We start from the raw sequence: 22059 nt of genomic DNA, 5'->3' as shown, positions 1-22059 counted from the left end.
CGCAGCGTATAAGCGGCGCCGCACTGCCGGACAAACGGTAACAAGGGAGAGAAACGTGTCGAAGATCAATCGCACTTGCATGGCTGCTGCCGCGTCGCTGCTGGCGTTCGCGGTCAGCCAGCCCGCCACCGCCGCCTGGGAACCGACCAAGCCGGTGGAAATCATCGTTCCCGCTGGCGCCGGCGGCGCGTCGGACCAGATGGCCCGCGTCATCCAGGGCATCGTGGCCAAGCACAACCTGATGAAGCAGCCGATCATCATCACGCTGAAAGGCGGGGCGAGCGGCGGCGAAGGCCTGATCGACATGAAGGCCAGCAAGGGCAACCCGCATAAGGTCGTGCTGGCGCAGTCCAGCATTTATACCCTGCCGTTCTCCACCAACATGCCGTTCAACTGGCGTGACATGACCCCGGTCAGCCTGATCGCCATGGACGAGTTCATTCTCTGGGTGAACTCCGAGACGGCTTACAAGACGGCGGGCGATTTCATCGGCGCCGTGAAAAAGGCGCCGACCGAAAGCTTCAAGATGGGCGGCACCGGGTCCAAGCGCGAGGACCATATCATCACCGCAGCCATCGAAATGGCCAATGGCATCAAGTTTGCCTACATCCCCTACAAGAGCGGTGGCGAGGCTGCGGTTCAGTTGGTGGGTAAGCATACGGACTCCAATGTCAACAACCCGTCCGAGAACATCGCCCAGTGGCGCGCCGGTCAGGTCCGGGCGCTGTGCGTCTTCGACAAGGAGCGCATCCCCTACAGCAAGAAGGTGACGAACGATCAGTCCTGGGCCGACATCCCGCCCTGCAAGGAACAGGGACTGGATATCGAATATGTCATGCTGCGCTCGATCTTCCTGCCGGGCGGCGTGAACAAGGATCAGGTCGCCTTCTATAACGAGCTGTTCAAGAAGGTTTCGGCCACGCCGGAATACAAGGAATACCTGGAGGCCAATGCGCTGAAGGGTACTTTCATGGCGCCGGCCGAATTCACCGCCTTCCTGGAGAAGGACGAGGCCTACCACAAGAAGCTGATGGAAGCCGCCAAGTTCATGGCAACCAACTAAAGCTCATCGCGCCGCCCAGGCCACAATAAAGCCGGGTGGCGCGATTTTATTTTCGGAACGAGGATTGTCATGGCGGATTTACAGGAAGACAGCGGTCCGGCGCTGGTCTCCAAACGCAACGTCGCGCTGGCTCTCAGCGTCAGCCTGCTGATTGCCGGCATCATCCTGGCGATCACCAATTACAAACTTGGCGTCCGCTGGGCCTCCGATGGTCCGCAGTCGGGTTATTTTCCCTTCGGCATGTCCATCCTTCTCTGCATTGCCAGCATCATCGGCCTGATCGATGCTTGGCGCATGGATCGCGCCAAGGCCTTCGTACATCGCGCCGAGTTCGGTCGCGTGCTCCGGGTCCTGCTGCCGACGCTGCTGTTCGTCGTGGTGGCGCTCACCATGGGCATCTATCTGGCGGCCACCCTGTTCATCTTCGGCTTCATGACCGTTATCGGCCATAGCCGTGTCGTCACCAGCGTCATCGTGGCGGTGGTGTTCTCGGTCATTCTGTTCTGGGTGTTTGAAATCCAGTTCCTGGTTCCGCTGCCGAAGGGGCCGATTGAAGCCCTGTTTGGCTATTAAGAGCGAGCAGTCCTGACATGGAAGCGTTGTCGTCGTTGATGGGCGGATTTGCGGTGCTGCTGACCTGGCAGCACCTGCTTCTGATGTTCGTGGGTATCATCTTGGGTATTTTCGTCGGCGTGCTGCCGGGCCTTGGCGGTCCCAATGGCGTGGCGATCCTGCTGCCGCTAACCTTCACGATGGATCCCACCTCTGCCATCATCATGCTGTCCTGCCTTTACTGGGGTGCATTGTTCGGCGGCGCGATCACCTCGATCCTGTTCAACATCCCGGGCGAGGCCTGGTCGGTGGCGACCACCTTCGATGGCTATCCGCTGGCGCAACAGGGCAGGGCAGGCGAGGCGCTGACCAGCGCCTTCACCGGTTCCTTCTTCGGCTCCTTCGTGGCGGTGCTGCTGATCACCTTCCTGGCGCCGCTGGTCGCCGACTTCGCGCTCAAATTCGGGCCACGCGAATTCTTCGCGGTCTATCTGCTCACCTTCTGCAGCTTTATCGGGCTGGGCAAGGAAGCACGCTACAAGATCCTGATCTCCATGTTGATCGGCTTCCTGCTGGCGGCTGTCGGCCTTGACACCATCAGCGGCGAACTGCGCATGACCTACGGGTCGGACGAGCTGCTGCGCGGCTTCGATTTCCTGGTGGCCGTGATCGGCCTGTTCGGTCTGAGCGAGATTTTCGTCACCATGGAAGAGCGGCTCGCCTTCAAGGGCAAGGAGGCCAAGCTCAACATCGCCGTGGTCTGGAATACCTGGAAGCAGTTGCCGCGTTACTGGCTGACCCTGATCCGCAGCGCCGCCGTCGGTTGCTGGCTCGGCGTCACGCCGGGCGGCGCCATCGCGGCTTCCTTCATGGGCTATGGCCTGGCCAAGCGCTTCGCCAAGGATAAGGATTCCTTTGGCACCGGCCGCATCGAAGGCGTGCTGGCGCCGGAAACCGCAGCGCATGCCTCGGGCACGTCGGCGCTGCTGCCGATGCTGGCGCTGGGCATCCCGGGCTCGGGCACCGCGGCGATCCTGCTCGGCGGCCTGATGGTCTGGGGCCTGCAGCCCGGGCCGCTGCTGTTTGTCGAGCAGAAGGATTTTGTCTGGGGGCTGATCGCCAGCATGTATCTGGGCAACCTGGTCGGCCTGGCGGTGGTGCTGGCCACCGTGCCCTTCTTCGCCGCCGTCCTGCGCATCCCGTTCTCGACCATCGCGCCGATCGTGATCGTGCTCTGCGCCGTTGGCGCCTACAGCGTTAACAACGCCGCCTTCGACATTCTGGTCATGCTGATCTTCGGCATTGTCGGCTATGTCTTCAAGAAGCTGGATTACCCGATGGCGCCACTGGTGCTGGCGCTGGTGCTGGGTGACCGTGCCGAGGATGCCTTCCGCCAGAGCATGATCGGCGCGCGCGGCGATGTGCTCACCTTCTGGGGCGCGCCGCTGGTCGGCACCATCACCACGCTGGCGATCATGCTGTTGCTCTGGCCGCTCTGGAGCGCCCTGCTTGCGGCGCTGACGCAGCGTCGCGCGCATCGCGCCGCATAACCGGGAATTCGAGAGAGGCCAGAATGTCCAACAGCAAGACCGTGCTCAGCCTGTCCGGCGCGCAGAAGATCGTGGAAACGGCGCTGGCCCATGCCCGCAAGGCCAATCTGAAGCCGCTGGCCATCGCGGTCATGGATGATCGCGGCGCGCTCAAGGCTTTCCTGGCCGAAGACGGCACCAGCCTGAAGCGCGGCGAAGTAGCGCAAGGCAAGGCCTATGGCGCGCTGGCGCTCGGGCTTGGTTCGCGGTCGCTGTTCAAGCGTGCCAAGGAGCAGCCGTTTTTCATCGCGGCGGTGACACATGCCGTCGGCGGCGCGCTGGTGCCGGTGCCGGGCGGCGTGCTGATCCGCGATGTGTCGGGCGGCACGGTGGGCGCCGTCGGTATTTCCGGCGATACCTCGGAGAATGACGAGGCCGCCGCCTCGGCCGGCATTGTCGCCGCCGGCTTCGAGCCCGATCCAGGCAGCGACTGATCTCTTCCGGAATTAAAGCGACGCGTAGCTATGCCCCGTTCACACATCCTGTGAAAGCTTGGCTGTAGTTCACAGGATTGTCGCATCTTTATTGCCGGGGTCTGTCTGCCAACGCAGCGCCTGCAACCCCATATGTATGCGGTCCGGTCGGATGACCCGGCTGGTGCACGCATACCACGAAAAGTAAAATATGGAGGAACCCATGAAGCGCATACTTGCTACTGCTTCCGCCATGGCATTCGCCCTTGCGGTTCCCGGACTTGTGATGGCGCAGGGAGCTACGACGGGTAGCGAAACCACGCGCCCCGCTGCATCCGATACCATGGCGCCCATCCCCGGCACCGGTACGGCCGAGGTGAAGGGCAACAAGCTGATCGGCGCCGATGTGAAGAACAGCGCCAACGAGAAGATCGGCGACGTCAACGAAGTTCTCGTGACGACCGACGGCAAGGTGAATGCCGTGATCGTCTCGGTCGGCGGCTTCCTCGGGCTCGGCGACCGCAAAGTCGTGATGCCGTGGGAACAGCTGCGCTTCAGCAGTGAAGGCAGCGAACTGGTGGTGATGACCAATGCGACCAAGGAATCGCTGAAGTCGATGCCGGAATACCAGGATCCGGCCCGCGCCTCGACCCAGCAGCCCGCTCGCGCGCCGACGAGTGGCGGCACCAGCGGCAGTCTGGGCGGCCTGGATAATTCGCGTCCGATGCGGCCGGCGCCCGCGCCGACAGACTAAGTCGACTCATCCAAGAAAAATCCCCGTCCGGCTCGGCCGGACGGGGAAGGGCGTACTGGCGGGGGAAAGGTCAGCAGGTTTCGTTGTTGAACAGCGAAACGGGCTGGCGGGATGCATAATTTGTCGTGAGCGAGGTCATCGTGCCGGTGCGGCCATAGCCGGTACCGAGCTGGCTCTGCTTGGTCGCGCCGCGGATCACCGCATCGAGCAGCTTCTTGTTGGCGTCACGCGCCGTGCGCACCACGATTTCGTTGCGATAGCCGACCTTCTGCATGTCGGCCAGCAGGTTTTCCAGCCGCTTGCGATCGGCCTCCGGTGCTTCGCGCAGCGCTTCCGGGTTCTTGGCCAGCACCTTCTGCTTTTCACGCAGCAGGCCGCCGATCACGCGCTTCTGTTCCGTCGTGCGGTCGAGGTCGTCATAGGCGAAGCGTTCCAGCATCGCCGTCTCTTCCTGCATGACGTCCTTCAGCTGGATGACCAGGTCACCGAGCTCGTCGAGGGTGGGCAGGATGACGCCATCGCCGTAGTTGTCGGTCGGGCGCGGCCCGGTGCTGATGCCGAGGCGCTGGGCGGCGCGGTCGGTCAGGGGCTGTTGACGGGGCTGTTGGGCGGGCAGTTTCTGGTTCACGGCTGGGCCTCCTGCAGTTTCAGCATCTGGGTGTAGACCATGTCGGCAATGCCGACGCCGTGGCCCTTGGCCATCTGGCGGCCGTACTGGTCGTTGAGGAAGGAGCGCCAGGTGGTTTCCGCGCTGCCGCCACCGGTCAGTGCATTGGTCTTGACGCCGGCGGTCATCACTTCGAAGACCTGGTTCAGGAAGAACGCCTCGAAATCCTGCGCGGCCTTGCGGGCGCCGGCTTCACCCTTCGGGTTGCTGGCGGCAGAGTCGCTGCGCATGCGGGCAGCGCGCGCATCTTCGATGGCGTAGCTGTTGATGGCGGGCGAGGCGGCGAGGGCAGACATCACATCACCTGGATTTCGGCCTGCAGCGCGCCGGCGGCCTTGATCGCCTGCAGGATGGTGATCATGTCGCGCGGGCCGACGCCCAGTGCATTCAGGCCATCCACCAGTTCCTGCAGCGACACGCCGCGCTTCAGGATGCCCATGCGACGATCCGACTGGTCGTCGACCTGGATGTCGGTGCGCGGCACCACCACGGTCTGCGCGCCGCCGCCGATCTGGCCGGCCACGGTGGGCGTGCCAGTGCCCGGCACGGCCTGCGTGATGGTGTCGAAGACGAAGTTGCCCAGCGCGTCCTTGACCGGCAGGCCATCGGGGCCAATGCGCGGCACCTGCACAGTGCCGGTGGAGGCAGAGCTGCCAGGCAGGCCGGCAACGCCGACCGGGCCGGGGGCGAACGGGTTGGGCTGGGAGACCTGCGCAGTCTCGGTGATGCGGACGGTCAGCGAACCCTGCGCAATGGCGACGGTGTCGATGCGCACATTCGGGCCCATGACGATGGTGCCGGAGCGTTCGTCGATGATGACGCGGGCCATCTGGTCGGTTTCGATCTGCAACTGCTCGACTTCGGTCATGAAGCCGATGATGTCGCGGCGGAAGCGGTCCGGGATGTCGATATGAACGGTGGTCGGATCCAACGCGCGCGCGGTCGGCAGACCTGCCAGCGTGGAAATGGCCTGGCTCATGCGGCGGGCGGTGGTGAGATCGGGGTTCTTCAGCGCCAGACGCAGAACCGGCAGCGAGGCTAGCTCGAAGCCGACTTCGCGTTCAACGATGGCGCCGTTGGCGATGCGGCCAGCGGTGGGCACGCCACGGGTGATCTGGGCGGCGGCGCCCTGGGCCTTGAAGCCCGACACGGCAATTGCGCCCTGGGCCACGCCGTAGACTTCGCCATCGGCGCCGAGCAGCGGGGTGACCAGCAGCGTGCCGCCCTGCAGGCTCTTGGCATCGCCCATGGTCGAGACGGTGACGTCGATGCGGCTGCCATGGCGCGAGAATGGCGGCAGCGAGGCGGTGACCATCACGGCGGCCAGGTTATTGGTGCGGAAGGTGCCGGCGTCACGGATGTTGACGCCGAAACGCTCCAGCATCGCGGCCAGGCTCTGCTTGGTGAACGGAGCGTTGGTCAGGCTGTCACCGGTGCCGTCGAGGCCGACGACCAGGCCGTAGCCGACGAGCATGTTGTCGCGGATGCCTTCAAAGTCGGCGATGTCCTTGATGCGCGACCCGGCCTGGGCCTGCAGGGGCAGAACCAGCAAAGTCAGGGCCAGCATGGGGGCCAGGGCCAGCTGCATCAGGCGATGCAGGGCGGGGCGGGTCGTCTTGGCACCGAAGCGGATCATGTCGCGTCTTCCTTAACTCGGGTCGGTCGCAGGACCGGTTCTCGTCTCTCTTTATGCGATTGTCGTGCCAATGGTTAATTCATTGATTTTATTGAAATTTGAGGCCCCGTCTGGGTGCCGTGCGGCAAAAAATGCCGTCTTTACCCGGCCAGTCTTATCGGGCACCATGGCCCCAGCTAAGAGATTGCAATTCCATGAGCATCGATAAAGTCAAAGGCCCGGGCGGCGTAGCGCCGGGGACCCCTAAGCGTACGACCGGCGGCGGTGCCGCCGGAGGCCCCAGCTTTGCCAGTTTTCTGAAGGGAACCGAGAAGGCGCCGGGCCAGGTCAGCCAGGCCGCCCCGGTCACGGCCCTGGATGCCATGCTGACCATCCAGGCGGTCGACGAGCAGGGCGGCGGCAAACAGAACCGCCAGCGCGCGGCCCGACGCGGCACGACCCTGCTGGAGAAGCTGGACGAAATCCGGCACGGCCTGCTGGAAGGCCGCATCCCGGCCGACCGGCTGCAGGCCCTGGCGCAGACGCTGCGCAGTGAAAAGATGATGGTCGAGGACCCGGCTTTGGCCGAGGTGATGGCTGAAATCGAGCTCCGGTGTGAGGTCGAATTGGCCAAGCTGGGACTGTGATCTAAATCGTCCGGACTCGGACGTTTCATAATTTTTTCAAGAAATCAAAGGCTTCCAGCTATTTAGACGGCCTTGCTCCGAGGCGGGTCGATTCATATACTCCCGCGCGCCGCGGCCAGGGTCTTGGAGTCGCCGCGGCGCCTGGAGGGTCTCTTACATGGGTATCCAATTGAAGGCGAATTACCGGCCGACCGAGAGTGAGACCTTCATGAATCCGCGCATGAAGGAATACTTCCGCCGCAAGCTGCTGGCCTGGAAGGAAGAAATTTTGCGGGAATCAAACCAGACATTGCAGCACCTGCAGGAAGACACCGCGCAGGAGCCCGATATCGCCGACCGAGCCTCGACGGAGACCGATCGCTCGCTGGAGCTGCGCACCCGCGACCGCCAGCGCAAGCTGATCTCCAAGATCGACGCTGCGATGAAGCGGATCGACGATGGCTCCTATGGCTATTGCGAGGAGACCGGCGAGCCGATCTCGCTCAAGCGTCTGGAAGCGCGTCCCATCGCCACCCTGTCGATCGAGGCGCAGGAGCGTCACGAGCGCCGCGAGCGTACGCACCGCGACGATCTCTGAGGCATCCGCCTGTCAGAAATACGAAAAGGCCGGTCTTCTGACCGGCCTTTTGCGTTTGATACACCCTCTGGCGTTTTGCCGCGGTCCGCATCCTGCGATCCTGACGCACGTTCTGGCGCGCCCGAACTTCGGGCGAGGGCGAAGCTCCCTTCGGTTTAGAAGGGGAAGATGATGTCGTAAGCCTGCTGGCCCCAGCGCGCCTGCTGCACGTCGGTGAGCTGGCCGCGGCCGCCGTAGGAAATCCGCGCTTCGGCCATCTGGGTATGATTGATGGTGTTGGTGGCGGTGATGTCTTCCGGCCGCACGATGCCCTGGATCAGCAGCTCGCGCACTTCGTTGTTCACACGCATTTCCTGGCGGCCCTGCACGACCAGATTGCCGTTCGGCAGAACCTGGGTGACCAGCGCCGCCACATTCAGCACGATCTGCTCCTGGCGGTTGACCTGACCCTGACCCTGCACCTGCGAGCTGGAGTTCATGTTCACCAGGTTTTCCGGATCGGCGCCCTTGAAGACCTTGTTGATGCTCGAGGCGACGCCCGGGCCGGTCAGCACGCCGCCGGCAGTGGCAGCGGCCTCGAGACCGAGGAAGTTCGGCAGGCCGGCGCCTTCGCTGTTGGCGCGCGAGGTCGTGGTGTTGTTCTGCAGCTGGGCGCGTTCCTGGATGTTGACCTTCACGGTCATGATGTCGCCCACCTTGGTGGCGCGCGGATCCTTGAAGAACTGGCGCGCACCGGGACGCCACAGCGAATTGGCGTGGCGCGGCGTCACTTCCGGCGACGGCATCGGCAGGCTGACCGGGCGGTAGTCGCGCTGTTCGGTCGGGTTGTCGATCTTGCTCATTTCCGGCGCCTTGCCGATATCGGCCAGGCGGCTGAGGTTGCCGCAGGCGCCCAGGGTCACGGCGAGGCCGGTGACCGCGGCGATGCGCAGCGCGGTGGAGAGGGAAGTGTTGAACTTGGTCATGGCAATCGTCCTTTCGGGCGTAAGCAATGTTATTTCGAAGCGATGATGCGGGTCGTGGTGATGACCTGCACCTGGCCAGTGCCAGTCACGGTCGCTTGCACGGTTTTCTTGCTCTGGACATTCATGACCGGGATCACCTCGCCAAGGCTGCCGGCTTCCATGGCGCGGCCCGTGGTGGTGATGGTCATGCCCATGGTCTGGGCGGTCATGGTGACCATGGCGTTCTTGGCGATGGCTTCCGGCTTGCCGATATCGGCATTGCGGATCGGCATGCCGGCCGCCAGCGGACGACGCGGGCTCTGGCCCACCAGTTCGTCGAGGCGGTCGATATAGCCGGCGCCGTAACGGCCGGCCGGCACGCGCATCCATTCGATGTCGTTGCGGTCGATGGTCTGGCCGGCATTGATTCGGTTTTTCAGCACCGGAATGGCTTCCACCGGCATGGCGCGACCGCTGACCTTGATCATGTCGCCGCCCTGCACACCCACCGCGGCATAGAAGCGGCCGCTGCGGCTGTCGAAGGAGAAGCTGTCGACCTTCAGATGAGCCGAGCCGAATTCCGGGGTCTCGATCTCGTTGCCGGTGCCGTGGAAGTTGATGTCCACCGGCTGGCCGCCGTTGCGCTGCTGCACCAGGTCGGCAATGCGCTTGCCGATCTCGCGCTCGCCGATGACGCGACCGCCGCCGACCGAAGCGACCTGGGTCTGCGCCCAGGCCGGCGTCGACATGACGGGGACGGCAAGGGCGGCAACTGTGAAGCCGGCGATGAGAAGCGTGCGATACGAGGCCATGATGATCTCCAAACCCGTGGGTTAGCCGTTACCGCAAGCGACCGGCGGTCTGCAGCATTTCGTCCGAAGCGGTGATCACCTTGGAGTTCATCTCATAGGCGCGCTGCGCCGTGATGAGATTGGTGATTTCCTGCACCGGATTGACGTTCGAGGTTTCGACGTAACCCTGACGCAGCACGCCGAAGCCAGCGGCATTCGGATTGCCGACCGTCGGCTGGCCCGAAGCGGGAGTCTCGAGATACAGGTTGTCGCCCGTGGCCTCGAGGCCGGCTTCGTTGATGAAGGTGGCAAGCTGGATCTGACCGAGCTGCTGCGGCTGCGCCTGGCCGGCGATGCGCGCTTCAACGATGCCGGTGGCATCGATGCTGACCGAGAGCGCGCCCTGCGGCACGGTGATGCCCGGCTGCAACTGGTAACCGTCGACCGTGACGAGCTGGCCCTGGCCATCGACCTGGAACGAACCGTTACGCGTATAGGCGGTCTCACCCGAAGGCAGGGTGATCTGGAAGAAGCCCTTGCCGCTGATCGCGAGATCGTAAGAGTTGCCCGTCGTGGTCAGGTTGCCCTGCTCGTGGATGCGGTAGACGCCGGCAGTGCGGACGCCGATACCGATCTGCACGCCGGTCGGGACGATGGTGTTGGCATCCGACGAGGTCGAGCCCGGGCGCCGCATGTTCTGATACAGCAGATCCTGGAACTCGGCGCGCTGGCGCTTGAACGCCGTCGTGCTCATGTTGGCGATGTTATTCGAGATGACTTCAACATTGAGCTGCTGAGCCATCATGCCGGTGGCACCGGTGCTGAGAGAACGCATGGTTAGGTCTCCTGGTCCTTAAATCCGTTAAGCCGAGCGGCCGAGCCGCTGGATCGCCATTTTCAGGCGGTCATGTTCACCATCGAGCAGGTTCTGCGCGCCCTGATACTGGCGCAGCAGTTCCATCATGTTGGTCATTTCGAGAATGGGTTCGACGTTCGACGCTTCCAGCATGCCCTGGATCAGGGTGCTGCCGGCGGCGGCGGCGCGGGGTTCTTGCGCGGTGGCGTAGAGGCCCTGCGAGGTCTTGCGCAGTTCCTGTTCGCTGTCGAAGGTCATCAGGTCGATCTTGGCGACCTGCTGCTGGCCGATATTGATGGTGCCGTCCGAACTGATGGTCGGGGTGCCGCCCTGGGCATCCTGCGGCAGGATGATTTCGCGTTCGCGGTTGTCGAGGACCGGATGGCCGCCGGCGGTCACCAGGCGGCGGTCGGCGTCGAGACGCAGATGGCCGTCACGGGTGTAGCGGCGGCCCTGGGGAGTGTCGACAGTCAGGTAGCCGTTGCCGCTGATGGCGACATCGAAGGTATTGCCGGTCTGCTCCAGCTTGCCGGCACGGAAGTCCCGCAGCACGCCGAAGTCATTGACGAAGCTGCTCTTTTCCTTCTGGTTCGGGCCCTTGAGGTATTCCTCGAACATCACCCGCTCGCCCTTGTAGGCGTTCGAGTTCATGTTCGCCAGGTTGTTGGCGATGGCATCCATCTCCCGACGCATGGTCGAGAGACGGGAGAGGCCGATATAGGTCGCGTTTTCCATGGCACCAAACTTTCGGATGGTCGTTTGCTGCCAAGGGTATTGCAGATGCCGTGCCAGTCCATTTATTGGCGGAAAACAGGCAATATATTTGGTAAATGCGGCCAATAGGCCATTTCTGACCGGTGCCCGGACCGTGCGGCCCGGCAAAAACTGCCGGGCAGTGATAAAGTATTAACGGTGCAGCCTTACCAATGGCAGTCGGAGTGAACCGGCCTGGAGTGATTCTGGGGCCGGCTTCCGGGCCAGGGACGTATGGGCATGAGTGACGAGACTGAAGGCGAAGTCGAAGGCGGCGAAGTCCCCAAGAAGCGGGGCAAGCGCGCGATAGTCATTATAGCTGCCGTCGTAGGTCTGCTCGTCCTCGTGGGCGGCGGCGGCGCGGCCTATTTCTTCCTGTTCGCCAAGAAACAGGAAGTCGAGGTCAAGCCCGAGCCCCCGAAGGTCACAGTATTCTATGACCTGCCTGATATTCTGGTGAACCTGAATTCCACTGGCCGGCAGGCCTCGTACCTGAAGCTGAAGGTGTCGCTCGAACACCAGGATCCGCTGTCGACGCCCAAGCTGAACGAGCTGCTGCCGCGCGTGGTCGATAACTTCCAGATCTACCTGCGCGAATTGCGTCCGGATGATCTGGTCGGCTCCGCCGGTCTGTACCGCCTGAAGGAAGAACTGCTGATTCGCGTCAATCAGGCGGTGGCACCGCTGAAGATCAATGACGTTCTGTTTAAAGAAATGCTGATCCAGTAACGAAGCGAGACAGTCATGGCGGATAATCCCGAAGACGGCGCGGAGTGGGCTGGCGGCGCGGCCGGAGATGACGGTGGCGGTTCCACCCGAATCCTGAACCAGGACGAAATCGACAGTCTTCTTGGTTTTGACGCCAGTGTTGAAGAAGATGCCGACAAGGCCGGCATACGCGCCATCATCAACAGCGCGCTCGTCTCCTACGAGCGTCTGCCGATGCTGGAGGTGGTGTTCGATCGCCTCGTCCGTCTGATGACCACGTCCTTGCGCAACTTCACGTCCGACAACGTGGAAGTCTCGCTGGACAACATCACCTCGATCCGCTTCGGCGATTACCTGAATTCGATCCCGCTGCCGGCCATCCTGAGCGTCTTCCGCGCGGTGGAGTGGGATAACTACGGCCTGCTGACCGTCGACAGCTCGCTCATCTATTCTATCGTCGACGTGCTGCTCGGCGGTCGCCGTGGCACGGCGGCGATGCGCATTGAAGGCCGCCCGTATACGACCATCGAGCGCAATCTCGTCGAGCGCATGGTCAACGTGGTGCTGGACGACATGCGTGCTGCCTTCGAGCCGCTGGCGCCGGTCAACTTCTCCTACGACCGCATCGAGACCAACCCGCGCTTCGCCACCATCGCCCGCCCGGCCAATGCGGCAATTCTTGCCCGCCTGCGCGTCGACATGGAAGACCGCGGTGGCCGCCTCGAGCTGCTGCTGCCCTACGCCACGCTGGAGCCGGTTCGCGAACTGCTGCTGCAGATGTTCATGGGCGAAAAGTTCGGCCGTGACTCGATCTGGGAAAACCACTTGGCCACCGAGCTGTGGTCGACGGATGTCGAGATCGAAGCCGTGCTGGACGAACAGGTCATGACGCTGGGCCAGGTGATGGCGCTGGAAGTGGGCAAGACCATCATGTTCAACGCCACGCCGGAATCGGTGGTGATGATGCGCTGCGGCGGCATCCCGATGGTGGAAGGCCGCATGGGCCGCATGGGCAATAATATTGCAGTCAAGATCGATCGGACTCTGAAGAGTCTCGGAGGTGCATGATGACACTGACCCTGATCGTTGAAATCGTTGTTGTCGTACTGCTGGTCATCACGCTGAGCATCTCGCTGGTGCTCAACCGCCGTCTGGGCAATCTGCGCGCCAACCAGGACGAGATGCGCCGCCTGATCGGCGATTTCGACAAGGCCCTGTCCAAGGCGCGCCAGGGCATGGCCGAACTGAAGACCGCGTCGGCCTCGGCCGATACCGCGCATGAAGAACGCATGAAGCAGGCCAAGACACTGCGCGACGAGCTCGGCTTCATGGTCGAGACTGCCGACCGCCTGGCCGATCGTCTGGCCGGCGAAGCGACCAGCACCCGTGCCATGCGCCAGGAGCGCGCGCAGGACCGTAGCCAGGATCTGGGTGTACTGCGCGATGGCGAGATGCTGGCCAGCAAGATCGTGCCGCCGAAGCCGCAGGCGCCGGTGACGCCGTTCCCGACCAAGAAGCCCGCCGCTGCCGCAGCGCCCGCGGGCGGTGCCAAGGATTTCAAGATCGAACCGCGTTCGGAGGCCGAGCGTGAATTGCTGATGGCGCTGAGGCAGGCGCGATGAGCGCAGCCATGCGTCAGCCGGCGGCTGCGGCGCCGCGCCCGAGTGGCGGTGCGCGTCGTGCGCTGGCCAGCCGCGTGCGGATTCTGCCGCTGACCATCATGGCCGTGGCCTTGCTGCTGGGCCTGAAGGTCGGGTCGCTGTGGCAGGGCCGCGCGGAATTGTTCGTCACTGGCGCCGGCGCCCAGCAGGGCGGCCAGCCGACCCAGCTCACGCCGCCGCCCGCACAGCAGGCGCAAGCGCCGGCCCAGCCCGCGGCGGCCCCGCCGCCTGCAGCCGCCCAAACCCAGCCTCCGGCCGCACAGCAGCCTGCGGTAACGCCGTCATCGCGCACGTCGGGTGCATCCACCAGCGTGCAGTCGCTGGCTGATCGTGATCCCATGACCTTCACGCGCGCCGAAATCGAACTGCTGGCCAACCTGTCGCAGCGCCGCGAATTGCTGGAGCAGCGCGCGCGCGAGATCGATCTGCGTGAAAGCCTGCTCGGCGCTGCGGAAAAACGCATCGATGAACGGCTGAACGAGCTGAAGAAGCTGGAAGCCAGCATCAAGCAGATCGTGCAGCAGTACGACAAGCAGGAAGAGCAGAACCTGCAGGGCCTGGTGAAGGTCTACGAAAACATGAAGCCGAAGGATGCCGCACGCATCTTCGAGAAGCTGGAGCCCAATATCCTGCTCGGCGTGGTCGAGCGGATGAAGGAGGCCAAGCTGGCGGCAGTGCTGGCCGACATGAGCCCGCAGACGGCGCAGGACCTGACGGTGCGTCTGGCGACCCGCAAACAGATTCCCCCGAGTGTGCGCAGTGGCGCGGAAAGCCAGCTGCAGGCGCCGACACCGGCAGCCCCGGCGGCCAGCCCGGCGGCACCGGCCGGAGCGGCGGCGCCGGCCCGGCGGCCAGGGGCGGGCGGCTGAATTGTGGTTAATTGAAGGTTAACCTCTTCAGATCGTTGGGAAAACGCGACCTTGTCGGTTCGCCCCAACATGCTAAAATCAAGGGGAGTTTAAGTGCCGGTCCAGAACTGACTTGGTACCCATCATCACTGCCGCAGGAGGCGCGCAAGGATGGCCATTGATCTAAGTGTTCTGATTTCAGGTGCATCGACGGGCGCGGGGACCATCTCGCCCATCGCGATGTACAAGAAATTGCAGAAACAATCCGAAGAGAATGAAGCGAAGAACGCCCCTGACGCTGCGGCGGAGCAGGCGAAGGCGACTATTCGCGACTTCAACAATGCCGCCATCCGTCTGCGCAACACGCAGTACCGCGAAAACAACGCCCAGGTCATCAACGACGTCACCTTCTTCGTGAACCGCGTCAAGACCGCGACCACGGTGAACGAGCTGATCAACGATGACCGCTTCCTGAAGGTGCTGGCGCAGGCCAACGGTTACCAGGACCTGTTCAACACCGACAAGCAGAAGCTGCGCGACATCCTGCTCAGCAATCCGAACGATCCCAATTCCGTCGCCCGCCAGGGCACGCTGAAGGATATCGAGCTGGCGAAGAAGTATGACTTCGGCGCCACCGGCTTCCAGCAGGACGAGAATGGCAATGCCGTCGGTCTCACTTCGACCGGCCTGGTGACCAACGTTGCCGCCGATATCGCCAATCCGCTGCCGCGGGGCCTGGCCAAGCTGCGCAGCCTCGCGGTTGATGTGAACGGCGTGGCGCTGGTGACCAAGAACCAGAAGAAGCCTGAAGACAACGGCAAGCTGGTCAACGGCCCTAACCTGGTCGCGTCGGACACGACGGTCTACAAGGACAAGCTGAGCAAGAGTCTTCTCACCGAGGAGAAAGCGCCGGAAGTGGTCAAGAACTTCTATGAGTTCGATGGCCCGGAATTCGAGAAGTTCAAGGAACGCTCGGATATCAAGAAGGATGTCGAGTATTACAAGCTGAACATCGGCGACGTGAAGTCGCTGGACGATCTGTTCAAGAACCACCGCCTGTTCACCTTCATCCTGTCGGCCTACGACCTGGACAGCGACGCGCAGTTCCCGGGCAAGATCCGCAAGATCATCGAAAGTGACCTGGCCGACCCGAATTCGCTGGCCAACCGCTTCCAGGATCCGCGCTACCAGCAGCTCGCCAAGGATATCAGCTTCAGCATCTTGGGCACCACCAAGCTGACCCTGACCTCGACGACCGACGACATCGTCAAGAAATTCCAGCAGGTCAAGTACGAGAAGAATCTCGACGAGCAGGCGCCTGGCGTGCGCGCCGCCATCGAGTTCCAGCGCCGCATCAAGGATGTGAGCCTGACCGTTCAGCTGCTCGGCGATTCCGTGCTCCGCGAGGTGATCACGGTCGCGAACAACCTCCCGAAGGAGCTGGCCTACCAGGGCGTCGACGCCCAGGTGACCGCGCTGGAGAAGAGGGTGGACGTCAAATCCCTGAAGAACGATCCCGACCAGATCGAGAAGATGGTCACGCGCTATCTGACCTTCAAGGACGCCGGCCAGACCAGTTCGAACAGCTATCTGCTCGACCTGTTCGGCTGATCCTTTCCGCCGCCTGCCGGGAGTCTGCCCGCATGGCGGTTGATCCTTCCACCTTTCCCATCCTCGTCGTCGACGATCATCGCACCATGCTGGCGATCATCGCCCGGCAGCTGCGCGACCTGGGTTTCCAGGCGATCGATACGGCCGGCGACCCGGTCACGGCGCTGACCATGCTGCGGCGCCAGCGCTACAGCCTGATCCTGTCGGACTGGAACATGGAGCCGATGGACGGCATCGCCCTGCTAGACACCATCCGGCGCGACCCCGATTACGCAAAAACCCCCTTCATCCTGATCACGGCCGAGGCCCGGCCGGAGAGCGTGCTGGAGGCGCGGCGGCTGGGGGTGGACGGCTATCTGGTGAAGCCCTTCGACAGCGCCGGCCTGCGGTCCAAGCTGGTGGCGGCGATCGGCCCGTTCTGACGGGCTGCGATTCGGCAATCTTGCCGCGAGAACAATCTGTTAATGGTATCGCCTTATCGTGCCAGATTCCTATAATTGCATGTTTCGGGGGCGACTCCGGATCGGGATCTGAGGACAGGATTTGGTAGCGGTGCAGACAGGGATCATGACGGATCGTCGCGGCAATCGGCGCGCGACCCATCGGTCTGTGGCCCGGCTTGCCCAGGTTGGACATATTCTGGCCGGGGCATCCGGTCTCGCCCTGCTGGCGTTCTGCGCACCGCTCGCTGTCGCCCAATCGCCTCAGAATAACACCGCGCCGATCGGGCAGGCCCAACCGCAAGTCCAGCCAGCCCCGCCGCCGCAGGCCGCAGCACCCGCCGCCGCATCGGTACGCCTGCGCGCGGGCGAGCATCCGACCTATACGCGCCTGGTGTTCGACTGGCCGCAGCGCGTGGAATACAGCCTCGCCACCGAAGGCCGGCAGGCGACGCTGCGCTTTGAAAGTCCGGTGCCGCTCGACCTCGGCCGCCTGGCGCAGTTCCCGCCGCGCAATGTCATTGGGCTGGCGACGCGTCGTGACGGCGCCGCTGGCGTGGTGAGCTTCAGCGTTCCCGAAGGCGCGGCGATCAAGAGCTGGCGCGATGGCGCCAAGGTGGTGCTCGACATCACGCCGGCCGCCGATCCGAAAACCGCTGACCAGAAACCAGCCGAGCAGAAACCAGCCGAGCAGAAGCCGGCTGCCGCTCAGGCGCCTGCGCCGACCGTGACGCCCGCGCCAACACCCGCACCGGCCGCGGCACCGCCGGCCGCGACGCCACCTGCCACTGCCGCCAGACCGGCTGAACCGCCGCGCGCTACGGCCGCGCAGACGAATACACCGCCCGTCGCTACGCCTGCGCCGCCTGCTGCTGCACCTGCGCCGTCTGCTGCCGGTGCGGCGCCGACCATCGCCAACAGCGGCGTTCCTGCGGCTGCGCCTGTCACCGGCGTTCAGACTGCACCGCTGGGCACCTTCATGCCGGCGATGCAGCCTGGCCCCATTCGCGGCGAGCCGCTGGTGCCGACGGTGGATTCCAGCCGCACCGGGCCGCTGCTGAATTTCCCCTGGACGCGTCCGGTCGCTGCGGCCGCGTTCCTGCGCAATGGCAGCCTCTGGGTGGTTTTCGATCGCACGGCCTCGGTCGATCTGCGTCCGATCACCACGCGCGACTGGGGTGGCGCCATCAACGGCATCGAACAGGTGCCGGTGCCGGGCATGACCGTGCTGCGCCTGCAGGTCCCGAGCGGCACCACGGCCAACTTCACCCGCCGCAATGCCGGCTGGCAGATCAGCGTCAATACCATTCAGCCCGAGCAACTGGTGCCGAAGGATGCGCCGCCGGCTGATGACGCCGTGCCGCCGGTGCGCGCCAACCAGATTCCGGAAATCGATGTCCGTCGCCAGTTGGATGCCGATGGCGGTGCCAAGCTGTTCTTTGCTGCCAACGATCCATCCCCGCAATTGGCGGTGCCCGACCCTGACACGGGCGATACCTTGATGGTCGTGCCCTTTGCCGGCGCCAATGGCGGCGTTTCAAGCCGCCGCGACTTCATCGAACTCAGCGTGCTGCCCAGTTTCCAGGGGTTCGCCATCGAGCCCCATGCCGACAATCTGGTCTTCAACCGCCTGCCGCGCGGCATCGAAATCGGCACGCCGAACGGCCTTTCGCTGTCGGCCCCGCGCGGAGCCGATCCGAAAAGCGGCACCACCGAAATTCTGCGCTATGCCGACTGGCGGCGCATCGAAGGCAAGACCTATACCGAACAGGAAGAGACGCTGGCGCGTCGGTTGGCACTGAGTCCGCTGGGGCAGCGCCAGAGCGCGCGTCTGGCGCTGGCGCAGTTCTACGCTGCGAACGACATGCAGCCCGAAGCGCTGGGCGTGCTGGCGCGGGCCCGGTCCGAGCAGCCCGACCTGGAACGCGACAAGCTGTATCGCGCCCTGCGCGGCATCGCCAATCTGCGGCTTGGCCGTCTGGCCGATGCCAGCACCGATCTTGACTCCAAGATTTTTGATGACGATCCGGATGTTCTCGCCTATCGCGGCATGCTGGCTGCCGAGCGCGACGACTGGCCGGCCGCACGCCGCAGCTTCTCCCTGGCCGGTGCGGCAGTGGCGAAATTCCCGCCCGACCTGCGTGCGCCGCTGCGGCTGACCATGGCGCGCTCGTGGCTGGCCGGCGGCGACATCGCTGCGGCCACCGCTGAACTGCAGGCGCTGGAAGGCGATGCGCTGACACGCGGCCAGGCGGCCGAAGGCAATTACATCCGCGGCCTGCTGGCCAACGCCACCAACAAGCCCGAAGAGGCGATCCGCTTCTTCGATCTGGCCTCGGGCAGCGGCGACCGCCGCGCGCGTGCGCTGGCCGAATATGCCAAGACCGACATGATGCTTGATCGCAAGCTGATCAACGCACAGCAGGCCATTGAACGTCTGGACAGCCTGCGCTTTGCATGGCGCGGCGGCCCTTATGAATTCAACATGCTGCGCCGGTTAGGCGAGTTGCAGTTCTCCATCGGCGATCTGCGCAGCGGCATCAATACCTTCCGCCAGTTGGTGAAGTATTTCCCCAAGTCGCCCGAGATGCCGCTGCTGACCCGGCAGATGAGCGACGAGTTCGCGCGGCTGTTCCTCGATGGCGGTGCGCAGGCGCTGCCGCCACTGAATGCGCTGGCGCTGTATTACGATTATCGCGAGCTCACGCCGCCGGGGCCGGAAGGCGACGAGATCATCAGCAAGCTGGCCGACCGTCTGGTCTCGGTCGACCTGCTGAACCGCGCCGCCGAGCTGCTTGAACACCAGATCCAGTACCGCCTGCGCGGCGACGATCGCGCCAAGACCGGCGCGCGTCTGGCGGTGGTCTACCTGCTCGACCGCAATCCTGATGCGGCGCTCAAATCACTGCAGAACACCCAGGTACAGAACCTGCCGCCGGCAGTGCAGCAGGAGCGCCGCCTGCTGGAGGCGCGGGCGCTGGGCGATCTGGAGCGGTTCCCCGAGGCGCTCAACCTGATCGGCCAGGACCAGAGCATGGAGGCGCGCGCGCTGCGCTCCGATCTGCACTGGCGCGCCAAGGACTGGGTCGCCTATGCGCGCGTGGTCGGTCAGATGCTGGGCAACCGCTTTGCCGATGAAGCGCCGCTGTCCGCGGATGAGCGCAAGCAGGTGATGCAGCTCGCAGTCTCCTATTCGCTCAGCAACGACACGGCGGCGCTGGATGATGTGCGGCGCAAATACGAAGCCAAGTTCCGCGACACCTCCGATGCCGCGACCTTCGCCGCGGTGGCCAGCACGCTGACTCGCGCCTCGGGCGATCCGCGCCAGATGGCGGCGGCAATCGCGCAGATCGGCCAGTACGAAGCCTTCATGAGCCGCTATCGCGAACGCGTGGCGCGCGGCGGCCTGAGTGCCATCAATTAAATAGGAGAGACGGCCGCCAGACCTATCTGGCGACGAAGCTTTCCACCAGGGCCGCGCAGACCAGGTTCCAGCCGTCCACCAGCACGAAGAAGATCAGCTTGAACGGCAGTGAGATCATCACTGGCGGCAGCATCATCATGCCCATCGACATCAGGACGGAAGCGACCACCATGTCGACCACGATGAAGGGGATGAACAGCAGGAAACCGATCTCGAAGGCGCGCTTCAGCTCGCTGATCATAAAGGCGGGGATCAGCACGCGCAGCGGGATCGCATCCGGTGTGGGTGCGGGCGGCAGGCGGGCGAAGCCGTTGAACAGCGCCAGGTCCTTTTCGCGCACCTGGGTGCGCATGAATTCATGGAACGGCGCCATCGAGCGGTCGAAGGCGGTGCGTTCGTCGATCTGCTCCTCGATCAGCGGCTGCAGGCCTTCGTTGTATGAGCGTTCCATGAACGGCTGCATGATGAAGAAGGTGAGAAACAGCGCCAGGCTGACCATCACCGTGTTCGGCGGCGTGCCCTGGGTGCCGAGCGCGCTGCGCAGGATCGAGAGCACCACCACGATGCGCACGAAGCTGGTAACGACCACGAGGATCGAGGGCGCCAGCGCCAGCACGGTGGTCATGACCAGCAGCTGGACCACGCGGCCGGTCAGCGAGCCGCCCTGGCCGAGGTCGATGGAGACCGATTGCGCCAGCAGCGATGAGGGCACCAGCAGCAGTAGCGTGGCGAGGCCCATGCCCAGCGAGAGCGGCAGGGCGCGGCGCATGGTGTCCATCAGGGCTTTTGTGTCCATCAGGGTTTTCATCAGCGATCCTGTCCGCTGCGACCGGAATCGCGGCTGGGGACGCGCAGCGTCGGCCAGCCGCCGGACTCCTGCTGCGGCGCGGCGGCGGGTGCGCGGGGTTTCGAGGGCGGGGGCGGGGCGCTTGCTTCGGGCAAGAGCGGGATGTTGCTTTCGATCACCAGGTCGCCATGGCTGCCCAGCAGAAGCAGATGTTCGGTGTCGTCGCGGCGCACCAGCACCAGACGACGGCCGCCGTCGACCAGTGCGGTCTCGACAATGCCGATCCGCTGGCCAGGGCGCATCTTGCTGGTGCGGTTGTTGCCGGACAGCGCGCGCGCGCCATACCAGAACAGGCCGAGCAGAAGCAGCAGCACGCCAAAGGCGAGGATGACTTGGGTAAAGTTGATGCTGTCCATCTGCGGTCCGTGAATTGCGCGCTACTCTGTGAGCCAGGCCCGAGTCGGGTCAAGCAGCCTCAGTCTCCCGGGGTTTTGCCCTGGGTGCGATAGATGTAGCTCAGAATCTCGGCCACTGCGGCAAAGGCCTCCAGTGGGATTAGGGCATCCAGGTCCAGCTTGGCCAGGATCTCCACCAGGTCGGCGTCCTGGCGGATGGTGATGCCGTTATCCAGGGCGATTCTGATGATCTGGTCGGCGACATGGCCCTGGCCGGTTGCCACCACCCGCGGGGCCTCTTCCTTGGCCGCGTTGTAACGCAGGGCCACCGCCCTGGAACGGGGCGGTTTTGCAGGGTTTTTGACAGGCGGCTTGGCCACGGTTCGGTCCGGTATGGTAAACGGCTGCGGCATCCTAACACGGCCACCGGTTAAGCGAATCTTTACGACTCAGGATCACCCTGCGACCCACTGGCAAAGGCACTTTTTTGGACCCGCGGAACACCTGTCCGCCGGCGAGGGTTTTACCCGTATGAGTCTCGAAGACATCGGCCTCATGAAAGCGATTACCCGGCGCATGGGATGGCTGGGCGAGCGCCAGCGCGTGCTGGCCGAGAATGTCGCCAATGCCGATACGCCGAATTACAAGCCCAAGGACCTGAAGCAGGTCAGCTTCAACGAACTGGTGCGCAACAGCCAGCTCAGCAGCGGCGTGGCTGCCGCCGCGACCCAGCCCGGCCATTTTCGCGGCCTGCAGGGCCGGGGCGGCGACCAGTGGAAGATCGCGCGGGCCGAGGGCAATTATGAAACGGCGCCGAACGGCAATGCGGTGAACCTGGAACAGCAGATGATGAGCGTCGCCGAAACCCAGGCTGACCACAATCTGATGTCCAACCTGTATCGCAAGCAGATCGGCATGCTGCGCAAGGCCCTGGGCCGCGCCGGCGGCCAGTGACGCATTAGAA

General features: G+C 64.0%; 25 protein-coding genes. 15 read left to right on the top strand and 10 right to left on the bottom strand.

All coding sequences use genetic code 11. The features are described from left to right. Window positions 1–55 precede the first annotated feature (55 nt). The 5 genes from AC1RRT_RS01710 to AC1RRT_RS01690 all read left to right on the top strand — a co-directional run bounded on the left by AC1RRT_RS01710 (window position 56) and on the right by AC1RRT_RS01690 (window position 4371). Window positions 56–1063, top strand: coding sequence for a Bug family tripartite tricarboxylate transporter substrate binding protein (locus AC1RRT_RS01710; RefSeq protein WP_493011924.1), 1008 nt, complete (start codon window positions 56–58; stop codon window positions 1061–1063). A gap of 69 nt (window positions 1064–1132) precedes the next feature. Continuing rightward, window positions 1133–1636, top strand: coding sequence for a tripartite tricarboxylate transporter TctB family protein (locus AC1RRT_RS01705; RefSeq protein WP_493011923.1), 504 nt, complete (start codon window positions 1133–1135; stop codon window positions 1634–1636). A gap of 17 nt (window positions 1637–1653) precedes the next feature. Next, window positions 1654–3165 (top strand): tripartite tricarboxylate transporter permease, encoded by a 1512-nt coding sequence (locus AC1RRT_RS01700; protein WP_493011922.1) that lies wholly within the window; start codon window positions 1654–1656, stop codon window positions 3163–3165. Window positions 3166–3188: 23 nt separating this feature from the next. Continuing rightward, window positions 3189–3638, top strand: coding sequence for a GlcG/HbpS family heme-binding protein (locus AC1RRT_RS01695; RefSeq protein WP_493011921.1), 450 nt, complete (start codon window positions 3189–3191; stop codon window positions 3636–3638). Window positions 3639–3840: 202 nt separating this feature from the next. Continuing rightward, complete coding sequence (locus AC1RRT_RS01690; RefSeq protein ID WP_493011920.1) at window positions 3841–4371, top strand: PRC-barrel domain-containing protein; 531 nt, start codon at window positions 3841–3843, stop codon at window positions 4369–4371. A gap of 70 nt (window positions 4372–4441) precedes the next feature. Here AC1RRT_RS01690 and AC1RRT_RS01685 read toward each other — a convergent pair whose 3' ends face one another. The 3 genes from AC1RRT_RS01685 to AC1RRT_RS01675 are packed head-to-tail and all read right to left on the bottom strand — an operon-like array spanning window position 4442 to window position 6674. Beyond that, complete coding sequence (locus tag AC1RRT_RS01685; RefSeq protein WP_493011919.1) at window positions 4442–4999, bottom strand: hypothetical protein; 558 nt, start codon at window positions 4997–4999, stop codon at window positions 4442–4444. Beyond that, entirely contained in the window at window positions 4996–5334 is a 339-nt protein-coding gene (locus tag AC1RRT_RS01680) for a rod-binding protein (protein ID WP_493011918.1), read from the bottom strand. Before AC1RRT_RS01680 ends, AC1RRT_RS01685 begins: the two co-directional genes overlap by 4 nt. Next, window positions 5334–6674: a flagellar basal body P-ring protein FlgI gene (locus AC1RRT_RS01675; protein ID WP_493011917.1), complete on the bottom strand. Its 1341-nt coding sequence runs from the start codon at window positions 6672–6674 to the stop codon at window positions 5334–5336. Before AC1RRT_RS01675 ends, AC1RRT_RS01680 begins: the two co-directional genes overlap by 1 nt. 194 nt (window positions 6675–6868) lie before the next feature. Here AC1RRT_RS01675 and AC1RRT_RS01670 point away from each other — a divergent pair, with 194 nt between their 5' ends. Beyond that, window positions 6869–7300 (top strand): flagellar assembly protein FliX, encoded by a 432-nt coding sequence (locus tag AC1RRT_RS01670; protein WP_493011916.1) that lies wholly within the window; start codon window positions 6869–6871, stop codon window positions 7298–7300. A gap of 157 nt (window positions 7301–7457) precedes the next feature. Further along, a complete protein-coding gene (gene dksA / locus AC1RRT_RS01665; protein ID WP_493011915.1) occupies window positions 7458–7877 on the top strand; it encodes an RNA polymerase-binding protein DksA in 420 nt (139 codons plus the stop codon). Between the two features lie 155 nt (window positions 7878–8032). Here dksA and flgH read toward each other — a convergent pair whose 3' ends face one another. The 4 genes from flgH to flgF are packed head-to-tail and all read right to left on the bottom strand — an operon-like array spanning window position 8033 to window position 11203. Then, window positions 8033–8842, bottom strand: a complete 810-nt coding sequence (gene flgH / locus AC1RRT_RS01660; protein WP_493011914.1) for a flagellar basal body L-ring protein FlgH — start codon at window positions 8840–8842, stop codon at window positions 8033–8035. Between the two features lie 29 nt (window positions 8843–8871). Beyond that, complete coding sequence (gene flgA / locus AC1RRT_RS01655; protein WP_493011913.1) at window positions 8872–9633, bottom strand: flagellar basal body P-ring formation chaperone FlgA; 762 nt, start codon at window positions 9631–9633, stop codon at window positions 8872–8874. Window positions 9634–9661: 28 nt separating this feature from the next. Then, the gene (gene flgG / locus AC1RRT_RS01650; protein ID WP_493011912.1) at window positions 9662–10447 is read right to left on the bottom strand and encodes a flagellar basal-body rod protein FlgG; all 786 of its coding nucleotides are present in this window, start codon (window positions 10445–10447) and stop codon (window positions 9662–9664) included. Window positions 10448–10474: 27 nt separating this feature from the next. Further along, window positions 10475–11203, bottom strand: a complete 729-nt coding sequence (gene flgF, locus AC1RRT_RS01645; RefSeq protein WP_493011911.1) for a flagellar basal-body rod protein FlgF — start codon at window positions 11201–11203, stop codon at window positions 10475–10477. A gap of 258 nt (window positions 11204–11461) precedes the next feature. Between flgF and AC1RRT_RS01640 the strand changes: the two genes are divergently transcribed. The 7 genes from AC1RRT_RS01640 to AC1RRT_RS01610 all read left to right on the top strand — a co-directional run bounded on the left by AC1RRT_RS01640 (window position 11462) and on the right by AC1RRT_RS01610 (window position 19913). After that, entirely contained in the window at window positions 11462–11950 is a 489-nt protein-coding gene (locus AC1RRT_RS01640) for a flagellar basal body-associated FliL family protein (RefSeq protein ID WP_493011910.1), read from the top strand. A 15-nt stretch (window positions 11951–11965) separates the two neighbouring features. Further along, a complete protein-coding gene (fliM, locus tag AC1RRT_RS01635; RefSeq protein ID WP_493011909.1) occupies window positions 11966–12997 on the top strand; it encodes a flagellar motor switch protein FliM in 1032 nt (343 codons plus the stop codon). Further along, window positions 12994–13551 carry a DUF6468 domain-containing protein gene (locus AC1RRT_RS01630; protein ID WP_493011908.1) on the top strand — a complete coding sequence of 186 codons (558 nt, stop codon included), beginning with the start codon at window positions 12994–12996 and terminating at the stop codon, window positions 13549–13551. The genes fliM and AC1RRT_RS01630 overlap by 4 nt, the downstream gene beginning before the upstream one ends. Continuing rightward, on the top strand, window positions 13548–14459 hold the full coding sequence (locus AC1RRT_RS01625) for a MotE family protein (protein WP_493011907.1): 912 nt from the start codon (window positions 13548–13550) through the stop codon (window positions 14457–14459). The genes AC1RRT_RS01630 and AC1RRT_RS01625 overlap by 4 nt, the downstream gene beginning before the upstream one ends. Window positions 14460–14609: 150 nt before the next feature. Next, window positions 14610–16049 carry a DUF1217 domain-containing protein gene (locus tag AC1RRT_RS01620; RefSeq protein ID WP_493011906.1) on the top strand — a complete coding sequence of 480 codons (1440 nt, stop codon included), beginning with the start codon at window positions 14610–14612 and terminating at the stop codon, window positions 16047–16049. Between the two features lie 32 nt (window positions 16050–16081). Beyond that, window positions 16082–16471, top strand: a complete 390-nt coding sequence (locus AC1RRT_RS01615; RefSeq protein ID WP_493011905.1) for a response regulator — start codon at window positions 16082–16084, stop codon at window positions 16469–16471. A 145-nt stretch (window positions 16472–16616) separates the two neighbouring features. Next, window positions 16617–19913, top strand: a complete 3297-nt coding sequence (locus AC1RRT_RS01610) for a tetratricopeptide repeat protein (protein ID WP_493011904.1) — start codon at window positions 16617–16619, stop codon at window positions 19911–19913. 22 nt (window positions 19914–19935) lie between these two features. On the opposite strand, the gene fliP is transcribed toward AC1RRT_RS01610, so the two are convergent. From fliP to AC1RRT_RS01595, 3 genes are read right to left on the bottom strand one after another with little or no spacing between them, the layout of a single operon-like run. Next, on the bottom strand, window positions 19936–20721 hold the full coding sequence (gene fliP, locus AC1RRT_RS01605; RefSeq protein WP_493011902.1) for a flagellar type III secretion system pore protein FliP: 786 nt from the start codon (window positions 20719–20721) through the stop codon (window positions 19936–19938). Then, the gene (locus AC1RRT_RS01600; RefSeq protein WP_493011901.1) at window positions 20721–21116 is read right to left on the bottom strand and encodes a flagellar biosynthetic protein FliO; all 396 of its coding nucleotides are present in this window, start codon (window positions 21114–21116) and stop codon (window positions 20721–20723) included. Before AC1RRT_RS01600 ends, fliP begins: the two co-directional genes overlap by 1 nt. 59 nt (window positions 21117–21175) lie before the next feature. Next, window positions 21176–21508, bottom strand: a complete 333-nt coding sequence (locus AC1RRT_RS01595) for an EscU/YscU/HrcU family type III secretion system export apparatus switch protein (RefSeq protein WP_493011900.1) — start codon at window positions 21506–21508, stop codon at window positions 21176–21178. Between the two features lie 118 nt (window positions 21509–21626). On the opposite strand from AC1RRT_RS01595, the gene flgB reads away from it, so the two are divergent. Continuing rightward, window positions 21627–22049 carry a flagellar basal body rod protein FlgB gene (flgB, locus tag AC1RRT_RS01590; RefSeq protein ID WP_493011899.1) on the top strand — a complete coding sequence of 141 codons (423 nt, stop codon included), beginning with the start codon at window positions 21627–21629 and terminating at the stop codon, window positions 22047–22049. Window positions 22050–22059 lie beyond the last annotated feature (10 nt).

The sequence above is a fragment of the Ferrovibrio sp. GW821-FHT12B10 genome (assembly GCF_058807515.1).
The sequence above is the reverse complement of the archived record's forward strand: the minus strand, read 5'-3'. Positions and strand labels throughout refer to the sequence as shown.